The sequence below is a fragment of the Mesorhizobium sp. WSM4887 genome (genome assembly GCF_029625865.1).
Lineage (GTDB): Bacteria > Pseudomonadota > Alphaproteobacteria > Rhizobiales > Rhizobiaceae > Mesorhizobium.
Genome location: NZ_JARTVP010000002.1, coordinates 54,079 through 69,144, shown reverse-complemented (window position 1 = coordinate 69,144; position 15,066 = coordinate 54,079). Strand labels below are relative to the sequence as shown.

The window sequence follows — 15,066 nt, the reverse complement described above, 5'->3', positions numbered from 1 at the left end:
AGCGGCGAAATGCAAGGGTCGTAGTGGATCACCGGCCAGGCCATGCGGTGCAGACGACCTTCAAATCCGCAGGAGCGGTCAATGATTCGCTTGCAGCCACCTTGCCGTCGCTCTAGCGTTCAGGGTTTGAAGCATTCTCGAAAAGTGAGGGAAACGCCCATGCTGCCTGGCCTAAAGGCCGGTTTCACACTGGACGCCCGATTGGAGGCGGACAGTGAGCAGCTCATGTGGCTCGGCCTGTGCGAGCTCCGGCTGATGAACGATCGCCGCTGGCCGTGGCTGGTCCTGGTGCCGCAGCGGCCGGGCGTGGAGGAAATCCACGACCTGACGCCACTCGACCAGACGATGCTGACCTTCGAGACCAATATGGTCGCCCAGGCGCTGAAGCGGGTGACCGGCTGCACCAAGATCAACACCGGGGCGCTCGGCAACATCGTGCGCCAGCTGCACGTCCATGTCATCGCCCGCAGCGAGAGCGACCCCGGCTGGCCAGGGCCGGTCTGGGGGCATGGCATGCGCGAGCCGTATGAGCGCTCCGACATCCGCCGGTTTGCCGAAAAGATCAAGGCAGCGCTATAAAGCCATCAGTGTCCATTCCTGCCCCTCCTCGAGTCTCCTATGAACTTTCGTCTGTTTGACGCGCCTTTGCGCGAGCCGAGCCAATTCGTCGGTTTCGCCGGCAACCGGATCGACCGGCAATCGGAAAACCGCGCCGACGACGCGGTCGAGAAGGCGCTTGGCGAGCGATCGGCGCGGCTGATGCTGATGCATGGCGGCAGGCTTTATCTGAAGCTCGACGACGGCAAATTCGACCCATGGTTCGAAGCGGCGGAAAGCCAGGCCTTCGAGGTTTCGCTCGACGGCGGCGTGCTGCTCGGCCTTTCGGAGAGCGGCCCGGTGCTGGCCGTGCCCGCCGGCATCGAACCGGAAAATCTCCCGGAAACGGTGAAGGCGATCGACTACCGCTCCGTCTATATGCAGGGGCTGATAGACGAAGCGGCGGCCGGCGCGCTGGCGCAGGGCGCTGCGCTGCTCGCCTGGCATGCCAGCCACGCTTTCTGCAGCAAATGCGGCAATCGCTCGGAGATGCGCGCCGGCGGCTACAGGCGGCATTGCCCGGCCTGCGGCACCGACCATTTCCCGCGCACCGATCCGGTGGCGATCATGCTGACGGCGACGCGCGAGAAATGCCTGCTCGGGCGCGGCCGGCATTTCGGGCCCGGCATGTATTCGGCCCTTGCCGGCTTCATCGAGCCCGGCGAGACGATCGAGGCGGCGGTGCGCCGCGAGACGCTGGAGGAGGCCGGAATCCGGCTCGGCCGCGTCGTCTACCACGCCAGCCAGCCCTGGCCGTTCCCCTATTCGCTGATGATCGGCTGCTTCGGCGAGCCGCTCAACGAGGACATCCAGGCCGACCTGAACGAGCTCGAAGACTGCCGCTGGTTTTCGCGCGATGAGGTGCGCTCGATGCTGGAGAGAACGCACCCCGGCGGCCTGATCACGCCGCCGAAAGGAGCGATCGCCCACCACCTCATCCGCGCCTGGGTCAACAGCGAATAGGAGCCGAGAAATGATCCGTCATACCGTCGTGTTCACGCTGAAGCATCCGCCGCATTCGCTGGAGGCGAAGCGGTTCCTCCACGATGCCAAGAAGATCCTGACGGGGATCAAGGGTGTGACGCATTTCGAGCAGCTGCGCCAAGTGAGCCCCAAGAACGACTATCAGTTCGGCTTCTCGATGGAGTTCGCCGACCAGGCTGCCTACACCAGATACAACGAGCATCCCGACCACGTCGCCTTCGTGCGCGACCGCCGGCTGCCTGAGGTCGAGAAATTTCTCGAAATCGACTATGTCCCGCTCGGCTTGGCTGAGATTGGATCGAGCGCCGGCGTCTAAGATTGACGCGGACCTCCATGAGGTCGTCATCCCAGGGCGGAGCGACGCGAAGCGGAGCGCAGACCCTGGGATCCATGCCGTTACCTCAGTCGAGGGGCGCAGCGGAGCAGAATCTGGACCGTCCTAACGCGTTGAAGTCCCGGCATGGATCCTCGGGTCTGCGCCGCGTCGCTTCGCTCCTTGCTTCGCCCGTGGATGACGAAGCATCAAGGCCTTTGCCAATCTCGAAGGTCCTAGGAACCACCTAATCGGCGACCTTCCACTGCTCGCGCGACGCGCTTGCCGGATAGACGCCGAGAATGCGCATCTCGCGCGAGAAGAAGCGCAATTCGTCGAGCGCCAGCTTGACCAGCGGATCATCGGGGTGGCCCTCGATGTCGGCATAAAACAGCGTCGCTGTGAAAGCGCCGAGCTGATAGCTCTCGAGCTTGGTCATGTTGATGCCGTTGGTGGCGAAGCCGCCCATGGCCTTGTAGAGCGCGGCCGGCACGTTGCGGACACGGAAGATGAAGGTGGTCATCATCTTGGCTTCCAGCGAGGGGCGCTCGGCCCATTGCTTGTTCTTGGTCAGCACGACGAAGCGGGTGACGTTCGAGTCGGTGTCCTCGACATTCTTCTCGATGATGTCGAGGCCGTAGAGCTCGGCGGCAAGCGCAGGCGCAAGTGCCGCCATCGTGCGGTCCTTGACCTCGGAGACCATCTTGGCCGATCCCGCCGTGTCGCCGGCGACAACCGGCTTCCAGCCATTCTTGCGGATGTATTTGCGGCATTGGCCAAGGGCATGGATATGGCTGTGCACGCTTCTGATCTCTTCGCGTTTCACGCCCGGCAGCACCATCAGCTGGAAATGGATGGGCAGGAAATACTCGCCGACGATGTGCAGGCGCGATTCCGGCAAAAGATGATGGATGTCGGCGACGCGCCCGGCAATAGTGTTCTCGATCGGGATCATGGCGAGCTCGGCCTTGCCGGTCTCGACCGCGTTGAAGGCGTCTTCGAAGGTGGGACAGGGCAACGGCTCCATCGAGGGGAACATGTTGCGGCAAGCGGTATCGGAATTGGCGCCCGGCTCGCCCTGGAAGGATATTCTGTTGGTCTTTTCAGGCATGCGCCAAGGTCTCGCTTACGGATGTCTCAGTTTGAAAGAATTTGCCTGGCGCGCTCGAGATCGTCGGGCGTGTCGACGCCGAGCGGCAGCGACCGGACGATCTCGGCATCGATGCGCATGCCGGCTTCCAGCGCCCGCAGCTGCTCCAGCCGCTCACGGCGTTCGAGCGGCGACGGCTTCAGCGCCACGAAGCGTTCCAGCGCTGTCCGGCGGTAGGCATAGAGGCCGATGTGGTGATAGAGCGGGCCCTCCCCCCACGGCGCCGTGGCGCGCGTGAAATAGAGCGCCTTCAGCCTTGTCGCCGAGAGCGGCGAGCCGACGATCTTGACCACGTTCGGATTTGTCCTTTCCTCGTCGCGCACAATCTCGACGCCGAGCGTGGCTATGTCGACCGACGGGTCGGCGAAGGGCCGCAGCGATGCGCCGATGATCTCAGGATCGATGGTCGGCAGATCGCCCTGGACGTTGACGATGGTTTCGACCTTTTTCTCCGGGTCCAGCAGGGTGAGGGCCTCGAAGATGCGGTCGGATCCCGATTCGTGGTCCGCGCGCGTCATCACCGCCTCGAAACCGTGATCCCTTACCGCCGAGGCGACCGCTTCGGTGTCGGTCGCCACCACCACACGGCCGAGCCCAGCCTCGGCGCCGCGGCGGGCGACATGGACGATCATCGGCGCGCCGGCGATGTCGGCCAGCGGCTTGCCCGGCAGGCGCGTCGAGGCCATGCGGGCGGGGATCAGGATCAATGTCGACATGGGACTTCTGGGACAGCCGGGGAAGCGGATGGAAAAGTGGCAAAACGTCTCACTGGAAGCGCCCTTATAGGTGTTGCAACGACGAAGCAAAAGACCTAGTTTCCGCGCGATTTAACGGGCCCGTTGGGGCCTTCGCTATACCGACGGACGGAGTGGACGGGACGGTCCGCCGGAAAAGGGAGCAAGGGGCGTATGGATTCCAACGAAGTCAACAAGCTGCTCGCCGGATTCCTCGGAACCTGTTTCGTCGTCTTTTCCGTGGGCATCGTTTCCGACGGGCTGTTTGCCTCCCCCGCTCCCGAGAAGCCGGGCTTCGCCATCGAGGCGGCCGAGCCGGCCGAAGGCGGCGGCGCTGCCGCGCCCGCGGCCGAAGCCAAGCCGATCGCCGACCTGCTCGCGACCGCCAATGCCGAGACGGGCGCCGCCATTTTCAAGAAGTGCCAGGCCTGCCATTCCGGCGAAAAGGGCGGCCCCAACAAGGTCGGTCCGGACCTCTGGGACATCATCGATCGCCCCGTCGCCGAGCATGAGGGCTTCGCCTATTCGGCCGGCATGAAGGATTTCTCCAAGGGCGGCGCCGAGAAGTGGACCTACGACAACCTCAACCACTTCATCAACGCGCCGAAGAAGTTCGTGAAGGGCACGGCGATGGGCTTTGCCGGCCTGCCGAAGGATGAGGACCGCGCCAACGTGATCGCCTATCTGCGCACGCTGTCGGACAATCCGAAGCCGCTGCCGCAGCCGGGCGCTTCGGCGGAAGCCAAGCCCGCCGAAGGCGCCGCCGCGGCGAAGCCGGCCGCAGGTACGGCACCCGCCAAGCCGGCCGAAGGTGCGGCTCCGGCAAAGCCGGCCGAAGGTGCCGCCCCGGCCAAGCCGGTCGCGCCCGCGCAATAAACATTTCGTCATAAAGACACCTTGGAAAAGCCGGGTTCGTCCCGGCTTTTTTGTTCGGAAAGCCGCATATGCTGAGACAAAAGCCGGCGCTTGCGGTTTTCACCGGCGTCAAATGATCTAGATTGCCGGTGGGTACTGTTGCGACGAGGAGAACGCATGACGGTCGGCCGCTCCCGGACGTTTTTCGCATCGATGCTGGCGATCGCCTTCGCCGCCAGCCTGCAGGCCAGCCTCGCTGATGAGTGGCACACCACGTCCTCGCTGACCGGCCCGTCCAAATACGGCGAAAATTTCCAACGCTACGACTATGTCAATCCGGACGCTCCCAAGGGTGGCGCCCACGACTCCGTCGTTGTCGGCACTTTCGACAGCTTCAATCCCTATATCGTGCCGGGGTCGCCGGCTGCGGGGCTCGCCGGGTTCGGCGGCGGCCTGCTCTACGACACGCTGATGGACCAGGCGACCGACGAGGGCAGCGTCAGCCACCCGCTGGTTGCCGAGGCCTATAAATACCCGCCCGACTATTCCTCTGCGACCTACCGGCTCGACCGGCGAGCGAAATGGCATGACGGCCAGCCGATCACGGTCGACGATGTGGTCTGGTCGTTCCAGGTGCTGAAGGCCAACGCCCCCCAATACAACCGCTATTTCGAAAACGTTACCGACGCGGTGGCGATTTCCGACCGCGAGGTCGAGTTTCATTTCAACCAGAAGGGCAACCGCGAGCTGCCCAAGATTATCGGCGATCTGGTCGTCCTGCCGAAGCACTGGTGGGAGGGCACCGATGCCAGCGGCAAGAAGCGCGACATCACCAGGCCGACTCTCGAGCCGCCGCTGGGATCAGCCGCCTACAAGATCGCCAGCTTCAAGCCGGGTTCCGAGATCGTCTGGCAGCGCGTGGCTGATTACTGGGGCGCCAAGCTGCCGGTGAAGATCGGCCGGGAGAACTTCGACACTCAGCGCTTCACCTACATACTGGACGAGAATGCTGCGTGGCAGGCCTTTACCAAGGGCGGGCTAGACGACATCAAGGCCGAAAACAGCTCGCGGCGGTGGGCGACGGCATACAACTTTCCGGCGGTGAACGCCGGCGACGTGATCAAAAAGGAATTCAAGACCACTTCGCCGGAGCCGATGCAAGCCTTCATGCTGAACCAGCGCCGGCCGCTGTTCCAGGATCGCCGGGTCCGCGAGGCGCTAACCTATCCCTATGACTTCGAGACGATGAACCGAACGCTGTTCTTCAATTCCAACACGCGCACCCAAAGCTATTTCCAAGGTACGGAACTCGCGTCGAGCGGATTGCCGCAAGGCAAGGAACTCGAAATCCTCGAGAAGTATCGCGACAAGCTGCCGCCTGAACTGTTCACCCAGGAATTCAAGCTGCCGGTCTACGACTCACCGCAAGCGGAGCGGAAATATCTGAAGCAGGCTGTCGACCTCTTCGCCCAGGCCGGCTGGGTGATCAAGGGCGGCAAGATGATGAACGCCAAGAGCGGCGCGCCGTTCAAATTCGAGATCCTCGGCACGTCCGACACGGATCAGATCCTCTCCGGCAACTATATCGCCAATCTGCGCAAGATCGGCGTCGATGCGACGCTGCGCATCATCGACCCCAGCCAGTACGTCAACCGCGTCAACAATTTCGACTACGACGTCATCACCAACGTGCTGCAGCAGTCGGATTCGCCCGGCAACGAACAGCGCGATTTCTGGAGTTCGAAGTCCGCCGATTCACCCGGCTCGCGCAATTACTCCGGCATCAAGGACCCGGTCGTCGACGCGCTGGTGGACCGCGTCATCTTCGCCACCGACCGCGACGATCTCGTCGCCGCCACTCATGCGCTCGATCGCGTGCTGTTGTGGAACTACTATACCGTGCCGCAATACTACCGGGCGGTGGTCTGGCTTGCCTACTGGAACAAGTTCGGCATGCCCGAAAAGCAGCCCAGCTACCGTGGCGCCGATATCGACTCCTGGTGGATCGATACGGCGAAGGAAAAGGCATTGACCGCCAAATACAGGGGTAACTGATGAGGCGGCAGACATTGCTTCCTCGTCGTGACTTCCTGGCGCTCGGCGCGGCGGCGACTGCCGCAGTGCTGCTGCCGGGTCGGGCTTTCGCTCAGACCCCGACCGGTGTCAAATTGCATGGGCTGTCGGCGTTCGGCGATTTGAAATACAAGCCTGACTTCGCGCATTTCGATTATGTCAATGTCGATGCGCCGCAAGGCGGCACCTTCAATTTCCAGCCTTTCAACTGGGTCGCGAACCAGACCCCGCTGACCTTCAGCACCCTGAATTCATTCGTCCCCAAGGGCGATGCGCCGCAGCGCACGGAAATGTGCTTCGATGCGCTGTTGGTGCGGGCGCTTGACGAGCCCGACGCCGTCTATGGGCTGATCGCCGACGGGGTCACGATTTCCGACGACCGCAACGGCTTCACCTTCTCGCTGCGCCCGCAGGCCCGTTTCCACGACGGCACGCCGCTGACGGCCGAGGATGCCGCCTTCACCTTCAAGCTGCTGAAGGACAAGGGGCACCCAGACTATTCGCTGTCGCTGACGCATCTGGAGGACGCCGTAGCGGTGGACGCCCACACGCTTGAACTCAAATTCTCAGGCAAGCAGGCCTCCCGCACGATTCTCAACGTCGTCCAGATGCCGATCCTGTCGAAAGCCTTCTATACGGCCAATCCGTTCGATTCCTCGCAGATGAATCCTCCGTTGGGTTCAAGCGCCTACAAGATCGGCCGCTGGTCGGCCGGGGCCTGGATCGAATATGAGCGGGTGGCCGACTATTGGGGCAACGATCTTCCGGTCAATCGCGGCCAGAACAATTTCCAGCGCATTCGCATCGAATCCTACCAGAACCGCAACGCCGCGTTCGAAGCGTTCAAGAAGGGCGAGATCCTCTACAGGGAAGAATCCGTTTCGCGTGTCTGGGCCACGGGTTACGATTTTCCGGCTGTCATGGCCGGCAAGGTGGTGAAGCACGAATTCCCGGCGGAAAAGGTGCCTTCCATGCAGGCCACCGCCGTCAATCAAAGGCGGGAACAGTTCCGGGACTCCCGCGTTCGGCAGGCGATCGCACTCTGCTTCGACTTCGAATGGACCCGACGCAATTTCTTCTACGGCTCATATGAGCGCTCGCAGTCTTGCTTCGAGAAATCGGATTTTCGCGCCGAAGGCGTGCCGTCGCCGCAGGAATTGACTTTGCTGGAGCCGCTGCGGGATCAGATTCCGCCCGAGACTTTCGGCGAAGCCGTGACCCAGGCTGTATCGAACGGCTCAGGCCGCGACCGCCAATTGCTGGGCAAGGCGGCGAAGCTTCTCGCCGAGGCCGGCTGGAAGCGATCCGGCGCGTTTGTCCTGAACGACAAGGGCGGACGGCTATCAGCCGAAATCCTCGTCGACGACGACGCGTTCGTGCAGATTTACTCGCCCTGGGTCGACAATATGAAGGCTGTCGGCATCGATGCCTCAATCCGGCTGGTCGATGCCGCGCAGTATCAATTGCGACAGAACACATTCGACTACGACATGATCTCCGCCGCCTTCTCCTTTAGCGCAACCCCGACCCGTGATGACCTCGAGACCTTCTTCCATTCGCGAAGCGCGTCGGTCTCAGGCTCTCGGAACCTGCCGGGCATAGCGAGTCCGGCTATAGACGCGCTGATCGACGCCGTCGGCGCGGCCAAGGACCGTGAGAGCCTCACCGTCGCCATGCGGGCGCTCGATCGGGCCTTGCGCGCTCGGCGCGATTGGATTCCAAGTTGGTATCTGGCGAATCACCGAAGCGCCTATTGGGACATGTTCGGCTTTCCCGAGCAGAAGCCCGATTTCGGCTTTCCGGTCGAAGCGCTGTGGTGGGTCGACAAGGGCAAGGCGGCGAAAATTGGCAAAGGGTGAATTTCTTGCGGGCGTCGGTGCCGCCCCTCACCTGCCTGCCGGCATCCTCTCCCCGTATAGTGACGGGGAGCGGGAAGCCTTCATCTATGGTTTCGCCAATCACAAGCGCCGTGGCGAACGTGCCGAGATCGCGGCCAGCCCCTTTCTCCCCGTCACTTTACGGGGAGAAATGTCCGGCAGGACGATGAGCGGCGGCGCCGACGCCGACAATTGGTCTGAAGCGATTGCCTCGGGGACGCCTCCAGATACAGTGGTCTTCCCCAAGGAGGGCAACATCTGATGGGCGCCTATATCCTGCGCCGCATCCTGCTGATGATCCCGACGCTGTTCGGCATCATGGCGATCTCCTTCGCCGTCATCCAGTTCGCGCCGGGCGGCCCGGTCGAGCAGGTCATCGCCAAGCTCACCAACCAGGGCGGCACCGATCGCCTCGGCGGCGGCGGTGGCGACGCGGGCGCCACCAATTTCGACGTCGCCGGCGATGTCGGCTCGAAATATCGCGGGGCCCAAGGGTTGGACCCCGAATTCATCAAGAAGCTCGAAAAGCAGTTCGGCTTCGACAAGCCGCCGCTCGAGCGCTTCGGCATGATGCTGTGGAACTATGCCCGCTTCGACTTCGGCGACAGTTATTTCCGCGACATCTCGGTGCTCGACCTGATCCTGGAAAAGATGCCAGTGTCGATCTCGATCGGGCTCTGGATCACGCTGCTCTCCTACCTGATCTCGATCCCGCTCGGCATCCGCAAGGCGGTGCAGGACGGCTCGACCTTCGATGTCTGGACGAGCGGCGTGGTGATCGTCGGCTATGCCATCCCCGGCTTCCTGTTCGGCATCCTTTTGATGGTGCTGTTTGCCGGCGGCTCGTTCTGGGATTGGTTCCCGCTGCGCGGCATCGTTTCCGACAATTGGGACCAGCTGTCCTGGCCGGACAAGATCATCGACTATTTCTGGCACATGACGCTGCCGCTGACCGCACTTGTGCTGTCGGCCTTCGCCACGACGACGCTTTTGACCAAGAACTCGTTCCTCGAGGAGATCCGCAAGCAATATGTGGTGACGGCGCGCGCCAAGGGTCTGTCGGAGCGCAAGGTGCTTTATGGCCATGTCTTCCGCAACGCCATGCTGATCGTCATCGCAGGCTTCCCGGGCGCCTTCATCTCGGCCTTCTTCACCGGCTCGCTGCTGATCGAGAACATCTTCTCGCTCGACGGGCTCGGCCTGCTCGGCTTCAAGTCGGTGATCGACCGCGACTATCCGGTGGTCTTCGCCAATCTCTACATCTTCTCGCTGCTCGGCCTGTTCGTCGCCCTGCTCTCGGACCTGATCTACACCTGGGTCGATCCGCGCATCGATTTCGAGCGGAGAGACGTCTGATGACGGCAGCTTCGGCAGAAACCAAGCCGGCCCGCGCCGCCCGGCCGTGGTTGTCGCCGCTCAATCAGCGGCGGCTGCAAAACTTCAAGGCGAACCGGCGCGGCTACTGGTCGCTGTGGATCTTCCTGTTGCTGTTCGTGCTGTCGCTGTTTTCCGAATTGATCGCCAACGACAAGCCCATCATCGCCTCCTACAAGGGCGAGATCCTGTTTCCGGTGCTGGTCGCCTATCCGGAGGAGAAATTCGGCGGCTTCTATGCCGTCACGGACTATCGCGATCCGGTGATTCAGGACGAGATCAATGCCAATGGCTGGATGATCTGGCCGCCGGTCCGCTACTCCTATCAAACGGTCAACAACGCCATCCCTGAAGCTGCGCCCGCCAAGCCGTCCTGGCTTTACGACAGGAAGACGCGCTGCAGCCAGTATCCGCAGGGCGGAGCCGATCCCAACTGCGTCGTCGGCAACTGGAATTGGCTGGGCACCGACGACCAGGCGCGCGACGTGCTGGCACGCGTGCTTTACGGCTTCCGCATCTCGGTGCTGTTCGGGCTGATCCTGACGCTCGGCTCCTCGCTGATCGGCGTCGCGGCCGGCGCGGTGCAAGGCTATTTCGGCGGCTGGACGGACCTTCTGTTTCAACGCTTCATCGAGATCTGGTCGGCGATCCCGGTGCTTTATCTGCTGCTCATCGTCTCCGCCATCCTGCCGCCCGGCTTCTTCATCCTGCTCGGCCTGATGCTGCTGTTCTCCTGGGTGGCGCTGGTCGGCGTGGTGCGGGCCGAGTTCCTGCGCGCGCGCAACTTCGAATATGTCAACGCGGCGCGCGCGCTTGGCGTGCCCAACCTCACCATCATGTTCCGCCATCTCCTGCCCAACGCCATGGTGGCGACGCTGACCTTCCTGCCGTTCCTGCTCTCGGGCTCGATCTCGACGCTGACCTCGCTCGACTATCTCGGCTTCGGCCTGCCGCCGGGTTCGGCCTCGCTCGGCGAATTGCTGAAGCAGGCGCAGCGCAATCTCAACGCGCCCTGGCTCGGCATCTCCGGCTTCATCGTGATTTCGCTGATGCTGTCGCTGCTGGTCTTCATCGGCGAGGCGACGCGCGATGCCTTCGATCCGCGCAAGACGTTCAAATGAGCGAGCCTCTGCTTTCCGTCCGCGATTTGAGTGTCGCCTTCGCGCAAGGCGGCACGCAATCGATCGCCGTCGACCACGTCTCCTTCGAGATCGGCAAGGGCGAGACGGTCGCGCTGGTCGGCGAATCCGGATCCGGCAAATCGGTCTCCGCGCTGTCGGTGCTGAAGCTGTTGCCCTATCCGTCGGCCAGCCACCCCTCGGGAAAGATCCTGTTCCACGGCGCCGACCTGCTCCACGCCAACGAAAGGACGCTGCGCGGCGTGCGCGGCAACAAGATCACCATGATCTTCCAGGAGCCGATGACCTCGCTCAATCCGCTGCACACGATCGAGCAGCAGATCGTCGAGGTGCTGAAGCTGCATCAGGGGCTGGGCGATCGCCAGGCCCACGCTCGCACGTTGGAGCTGCTCACCGAGGTCGGCATACGCGACCCGCAGAAGCGGCTCGATGCCTATCCGCACCAGCTCTCCGGCGGCCAGCGCCAGCGCGTCATGATCGCCATGGCCTTGGCCAACGAGCCGGAACTCTTGATCGCCGACGAGCCGACGACGGCGCTCGACGTGACCGTGCAGGCGCAGATCCTCGAACTGCTCGCCGGCCTGAAAAGCCGCAAGCGCATGTCGATGCTATTCATCACCCATGACCTCGGCATCGTCAGAAAGATCGCCGACCGCGTCTGCGTCATGACGAAGGGCAAAATAGTCGAGACCGGGCCGACCAAGGAGATCTTCGCCAACCCGCAACACGCCTATACCAAGCACCTCTTGGCCGCCGAGCCGAAGGGCAAACCGCCGGCGGCGAATGCTGATGCCACGGCGGTGATGACCGGCAAGGACATCAAGGTCTGGTTCCCGATCAAGCGGGGCTTCTTCCGCCGCACCGTCGACCATGTGAAGGCGGTGGACGGCATCGACGTTACAGTGCGCGCCGGCCAGACGCTCGGAGTCGTCGGTGAATCCGGCTCCGGCAAGACGACGCTAGGCCTGGCGCTCGCGCGGATGATCTCGTCCACGGGCGCGATCAACTTCAACGGGCGCGACATCAACCAGCTTTCCTTCAGCGCCATGCGGCCGCTGCGGCGCGAGCTGCAGATCGTCTTCCAGGACCCGTTCGGATCCTTGAGCCCGCGCATGTCGGTCGCGGAGATCATCGAGGAAGGGCTGAAGATCCACGCGCCGAAACTCTCGCCCGATGAGCGCGACGACAAGGTCGTCGAGGTGTTGAAGGAAGTCGGTCTCGACCCGGAGACGCGTCACCGCTATCCGCATGAATTCTCGGGCGGCCAGCGCCAGCGCGTCGCCATCGCACGCGCCATGGTGCTCAACCCGCGCTTCGTCATGCTCGACGAGCCGACTTCGGCGCTCGACATGAGCGTGCAGGCGCAAGTCGTCGATCTCTTGCGCAACCTGCAGGCCAGGCACAACCTCGCCTATCTCTTCATCAGCCACGACCTGAAGGTCATCCGCGCCCTTGCCAATGACGTGATCGTCATGCGCAATGGTCAGATCGTCGAAGCCGGGCCGTCCGAACAGATTTTCGACCGCCCACAAACCGACTATACGAGGGCGCTGATCTCGGCCGCGTTCCGGATCGAAACGGCACCGACCGGGGTCGTCAGCGAGTAGGCTGGAAATACAGGAAAGACACTGCGCGAATGGAAAAAGGCAAAGTTCTGCTTGCCCTCACCGGCTTTCACCCGCAGCGCTGGCGCGAACTGCTCGCGGCCGAGCGCGAGGTGGTGCTGGAGCCCGATGGTCCGAGCGATCCCTCGATCGCTTATGCAGTGGTGTGGAAGCAGAAACCGAATCTGTTGTCGTCGCTGCCCAATTTGCGCGCCATCTTCTCGATCGGCGCAGGCGTCGACCATATCTTCGCCGACCCCGGCCTGCCCGAGGTGCCGATCGTCCGGGTCGTTGCCGACAATCTCACGCAATACATGACCGAGTATGTCGTCTGGCGCGTGCTCGACCACCATCGCCAGGGCATGCTCTACCGAGCGCAACAGCAGAAGAAGACCTGGCACGAGCCGCCGCAACGCCCGGCCGGCGACATCTCGGTCGGCATCATGGGTCTCGGCAACCTTGGCCGCGCCGCGGCATCGGTGCTTTTGGCGCTAGGCTTCGCCGTGAACGGCTGGTCGCGCACCGAGCACCCGATGCAGGGCGTGTCGACTTATTCCGGCGAAGGCGGGCTGATCCCCTTCCTCAACGCCACCGACATCCTGGTGGTGCTGTTGCCGCTGACGCCGCGCACGCAAGGCATCGTCAATTACGCCGTTCTGAAGGAATTGCGCAAACGCAACGGCCTCGGCGGCTCGGTGCTGATCAACGCCGGGCGCGGGCGGCTGCAGAAGGATGCCGACATCCTGCGCGCGCTGGACGACGGCACGCTGAAGGAAGCGAGCCTCGACGTGTTCGAGGTCGAGCCGCTGCCGAAGACGAGCCCGTTGTGGAGCCATCCGAAAGTGTTCGTGACGCCGCATGCGGCGGCGACCTCGGACCCGGCCCATCTGGTGCCGATCATGCTTCGGCAGATGGCCGCCTTCGAGCGCGGCGAAAAGCTCGAAAACGTCGTCGATCGCGAAGCGGGTTACTGAGCAGACGCCGGCTTCGAGCCCGGCAGCGCGAACTTGTCCTTCTTCTTCGGCTTGCCGCAATCGCGCCGTTCGATCGAGCGGTTCATTGCGTCGATCTCGCCGCTCGCCTTGTCGCTGTCGCGCTGCGCCCTGGAGCGCATGTCCGGCGTGAACGGGCCAAAACCCATCGCCGGATTGGAGAAAGCCGGTTTTGCGGTGACCGGCAGATTGTATTGCTGCGCCAGCGCGTTGCGATTGGCTAGCAGCTGTTCGCAGGGCACGCTGTCATATTGCAGCGAGGATTGGACGTTTTCGTCCTGGCGCTCCGCCATCGAAGTGCCACCTACGCAGCCGGCCGTCATCAGGCAAGATGCCAACACAGCCATGGTCCAGCGCATGGTAATTCTCCGTGCCGTATCGCCACGCCTTAAGCCGACACGCGATTCGGGCTTTTTCGCGAGCAGCCGTCGCCCTCATTCCGCCGGCCTGCGACGGGCTATCACCGCAAGGCCTCCTACTGGCTCGCCGCGGTCATGCCGGATGGTCGTGCTTTCCAGCGACAGGATCGCAAACCCGCTGTCGGCGAGAACGTGCCGCACATAAGCCTCGGAATGCGCGTAGCGCCGCGAGGGCAGCAATGCAAAGTCATCGCCACCGGCAAGTGTCTCGACCGAGAACACACAGAGCCCTTCATCGACCAGACTGTCGGCAATTGCTCTAACAATGCGTTCGAGCGCCCCGACATAGATGAACACGTCGGCGGCGACCACGAGGTCGGCTTTCGCGTCGGGTCGAGAAAAATGCTGGAGATCGGACTTGGAAAGCCGGTCGTAGATGCCTTTGGCGCGCGCCTTCCGCAACATGCTGCTCGAAATGTCATAGCCTTCCAGCCGGTCGACGATCGGGCGCAGCCTTTCGCCCATCAGGCCGGTGCCGCAGCCGAGGTCGAGCGCCAGCCGGAACCGGCTCGGGCTCGCCGCGCGAATGGCGCGCTCGAGAAACTCGGGCATCCGATAGCGGAGTTTCCCGACCAGCGATTGCTCGAAACTGTCGGCATAGTGATTGAACAGGGTCTCGACGAAAGCGCTGGGCGGAGCCGCTGCCACCGGCGCATGACCGATCAGTTGCAGCTTGAGCGCGGAACCCAGCCGGTCTGCGGGATCGAGCTTCATGGCCATCGCCCATGCGTGGGCTGCCTGGTCGGGAAAACGTGCGGCCTCCTGCATCTCGCCGAGCCGGAACCAGCCCGCCGCCCATTGCGGCGCCAGCTCCAGCGCGCCAAGCAAAAGCTCCGCCGCCTGCGCAGGCTCGCCGGAGGCCAGCAGCATCTCGGCAAAGTCGGCGCGACGGTCGGCGGTCAAATAGCCGGACGAGGCCTGAAGTGGTTTCATGGTTCCATTGGTCCCGCCGGTG

General features: G+C 63.1%; 15 protein-coding genes. 11 read left to right on the top strand and 4 right to left on the bottom strand.

Translation table 11 applies throughout. The features are described from left to right. Nucleotides 1-159: 159 nt before the first annotated feature. Genes P9230_RS08570 through P9230_RS08560 form a run of 3 tightly spaced genes read left to right on the top strand, consistent with a single transcriptional unit; the run spans nucleotide 160 to nucleotide 1,897 of the window. Nucleotides 160-579 (top strand): HIT family protein, encoded by a 420-nt coding sequence (locus tag P9230_RS08570; RefSeq protein ID WP_095799309.1) that lies wholly within the window; start codon nucleotides 160-162, stop codon nucleotides 577-579. Nucleotides 580-618: 39 nt separating this feature from the next. Then, on the top strand, nucleotides 619-1,560 hold the full coding sequence (nudC, locus tag P9230_RS08565; RefSeq protein WP_095799308.1) for an NAD(+) diphosphatase: 942 nt from the start codon (nucleotides 619-621) through the stop codon (nucleotides 1,558-1,560). A gap of 10 nt (nucleotides 1,561-1,570) precedes the next feature. Further along, entirely contained in the window at nucleotides 1,571-1,897 is a 327-nt protein-coding gene (locus P9230_RS08560; protein WP_278118454.1) for a Dabb family protein, read from the top strand. Between the two features lie 244 nt (nucleotides 1,898-2,141). On the opposite strand, the gene P9230_RS08555 is transcribed toward P9230_RS08560, so the two are convergent. Together P9230_RS08555 and P9230_RS08550 are read right to left on the bottom strand one after the other, a co-directional pair. Continuing rightward, a complete protein-coding gene (locus P9230_RS08555; protein WP_066996244.1) occupies nucleotides 2,142-3,005 on the bottom strand; it encodes a prephenate dehydratase in 864 nt (287 codons plus the stop codon). Nucleotides 3,006-3,031: 26 nt separating this feature from the next. Continuing rightward, the gene (locus tag P9230_RS08550) at nucleotides 3,032-3,760 is read right to left on the bottom strand and encodes a 3-deoxy-manno-octulosonate cytidylyltransferase (RefSeq protein WP_067324478.1); all 729 of its coding nucleotides are present in this window, start codon (nucleotides 3,758-3,760) and stop codon (nucleotides 3,032-3,034) included. Nucleotides 3,761-3,952: 192 nt separating this feature from the next. Between P9230_RS08550 and P9230_RS08545 the strand changes: the two genes are divergently transcribed. The 8 genes from P9230_RS08545 to P9230_RS08510 all read left to right on the top strand — a co-directional run bounded on the left by P9230_RS08545 (nucleotide 3,953) and on the right by P9230_RS08510 (nucleotide 13,674). Continuing rightward, nucleotides 3,953-4,654 (top strand): cytochrome c family protein, encoded by a 702-nt coding sequence (locus P9230_RS08545; RefSeq protein WP_095799305.1) that lies wholly within the window; start codon nucleotides 3,953-3,955, stop codon nucleotides 4,652-4,654. A 156-nt stretch (nucleotides 4,655-4,810) separates the two neighbouring features. Further along, complete coding sequence (locus P9230_RS08540) at nucleotides 4,811-6,688, top strand: extracellular solute-binding protein (RefSeq protein WP_067324474.1); 1,878 nt, start codon at nucleotides 4,811-4,813, stop codon at nucleotides 6,686-6,688. Beyond that, on the top strand, nucleotides 6,688-8,565 hold the full coding sequence (locus P9230_RS08535) for an extracellular solute-binding protein (protein WP_278118451.1): 1,878 nt from the start codon (nucleotides 6,688-6,690) through the stop codon (nucleotides 8,563-8,565). Before P9230_RS08540 ends, P9230_RS08535 begins: the two co-directional genes overlap by 1 nt. Beyond that, nucleotides 8,552-8,845, top strand: a complete 294-nt coding sequence (locus tag P9230_RS08530) for a hypothetical protein (protein WP_067324470.1) — start codon at nucleotides 8,552-8,554, stop codon at nucleotides 8,843-8,845. Before P9230_RS08535 ends, P9230_RS08530 begins: the two co-directional genes overlap by 14 nt. Beyond that, entirely contained in the window at nucleotides 8,845-9,939 is a 1,095-nt protein-coding gene (locus tag P9230_RS08525) for a microcin C ABC transporter permease YejB (protein ID WP_066996227.1), read from the top strand. Before P9230_RS08530 ends, P9230_RS08525 begins: the two co-directional genes overlap by 1 nt. Further along, a complete protein-coding gene (locus P9230_RS08520; protein ID WP_278118449.1) occupies nucleotides 9,939-11,078 on the top strand; it encodes an ABC transporter permease in 1,140 nt (379 codons plus the stop codon). The genes P9230_RS08525 and P9230_RS08520 overlap by 1 nt, the downstream gene beginning before the upstream one ends. Beyond that, nucleotides 11,075-12,703, top strand: coding sequence for an ABC transporter ATP-binding protein (locus P9230_RS08515; protein ID WP_067324466.1), 1,629 nt, complete (start codon nucleotides 11,075-11,077; stop codon nucleotides 12,701-12,703). The genes P9230_RS08520 and P9230_RS08515 overlap by 4 nt, the downstream gene beginning before the upstream one ends. A gap of 29 nt (nucleotides 12,704-12,732) precedes the next feature. Then, the gene (locus tag P9230_RS08510) at nucleotides 12,733-13,674 is read left to right on the top strand and encodes a glyoxylate/hydroxypyruvate reductase A (RefSeq protein ID WP_067324464.1); all 942 of its coding nucleotides are present in this window, start codon (nucleotides 12,733-12,735) and stop codon (nucleotides 13,672-13,674) included. Here P9230_RS08510 and P9230_RS08505 read toward each other — a convergent pair. Continuing rightward, nucleotides 13,668-14,051, bottom strand: coding sequence for a hypothetical protein (locus P9230_RS08505; RefSeq protein ID WP_127215783.1), 384 nt, complete (start codon nucleotides 14,049-14,051; stop codon nucleotides 13,668-13,670). The two genes, P9230_RS08510 and P9230_RS08505, sit on opposite strands and share 7 nt — an antisense overlap. A gap of 75 nt (nucleotides 14,052-14,126) precedes the next feature. Next, on the bottom strand, nucleotides 14,127-15,044 hold the full coding sequence (locus P9230_RS08500) for a methyltransferase domain-containing protein (protein WP_278118446.1): 918 nt from the start codon (nucleotides 15,042-15,044) through the stop codon (nucleotides 14,127-14,129). Between the last annotated feature and the right edge of the window lie 22 nt (nucleotides 15,045-15,066).

Excerpts from the sequence above, each read along its gene's own strand:
- P9230_RS08570 (WP_095799309.1), top strand. The coding sequence starts at position 160 with ATGCTGCCTGGCCTAAAGGCCGGTTTCACACTGGACGCCCGATTGGAG.
- nudC (WP_095799308.1), top strand. The coding sequence starts at position 619 with ATGAACTTTCGTCTGTTTGACGCGCCTTTGCGCGAGCCGAGCCAATTC.
- P9230_RS08560 (WP_278118454.1), top strand. The coding sequence starts at position 1,571 with ATGATCCGTCATACCGTCGTGTTCACGCTGAAGCATCCGCCGCATTCG.
- P9230_RS08555 (WP_066996244.1), bottom strand. The coding sequence starts at position 3,005 with ATGCCTGAAAAGACCAACAGAATATCCTTCCAGGGCGAGCCGGGCGCC.
- P9230_RS08550 (WP_067324478.1), bottom strand. The coding sequence starts at position 3,760 with ATGTCGACATTGATCCTGATCCCCGCCCGCATGGCCTCGACGCGCCTG.
- P9230_RS08545 (WP_095799305.1), top strand. The coding sequence starts at position 3,953 with ATGGATTCCAACGAAGTCAACAAGCTGCTCGCCGGATTCCTCGGAACC.
- P9230_RS08540 (WP_067324474.1), top strand. The coding sequence starts at position 4,811 with ATGACGGTCGGCCGCTCCCGGACGTTTTTCGCATCGATGCTGGCGATC.
- P9230_RS08535 (WP_278118451.1), top strand. The coding sequence starts at position 6,688 with ATGAGGCGGCAGACATTGCTTCCTCGTCGTGACTTCCTGGCGCTCGGC.
- P9230_RS08525 (WP_066996227.1), top strand. The coding sequence starts at position 8,845 with ATGGGCGCCTATATCCTGCGCCGCATCCTGCTGATGATCCCGACGCTG.
- P9230_RS08520 (WP_278118449.1), top strand. The coding sequence starts at position 9,939 with ATGACGGCAGCTTCGGCAGAAACCAAGCCGGCCCGCGCCGCCCGGCCG.
- P9230_RS08515 (WP_067324466.1), top strand. The coding sequence starts at position 11,075 with ATGAGCGAGCCTCTGCTTTCCGTCCGCGATTTGAGTGTCGCCTTCGCG.
- P9230_RS08510 (WP_067324464.1), top strand. The coding sequence starts at position 12,733 with ATGGAAAAAGGCAAAGTTCTGCTTGCCCTCACCGGCTTTCACCCGCAG.
- P9230_RS08505 (WP_127215783.1), bottom strand. The coding sequence starts at position 14,051 with ATGCGCTGGACCATGGCTGTGTTGGCATCTTGCCTGATGACGGCCGGC.
- P9230_RS08500 (WP_278118446.1), bottom strand. The coding sequence starts at position 15,044 with ATGAAACCACTTCAGGCCTCGTCCGGCTATTTGACCGCCGACCGTCGC.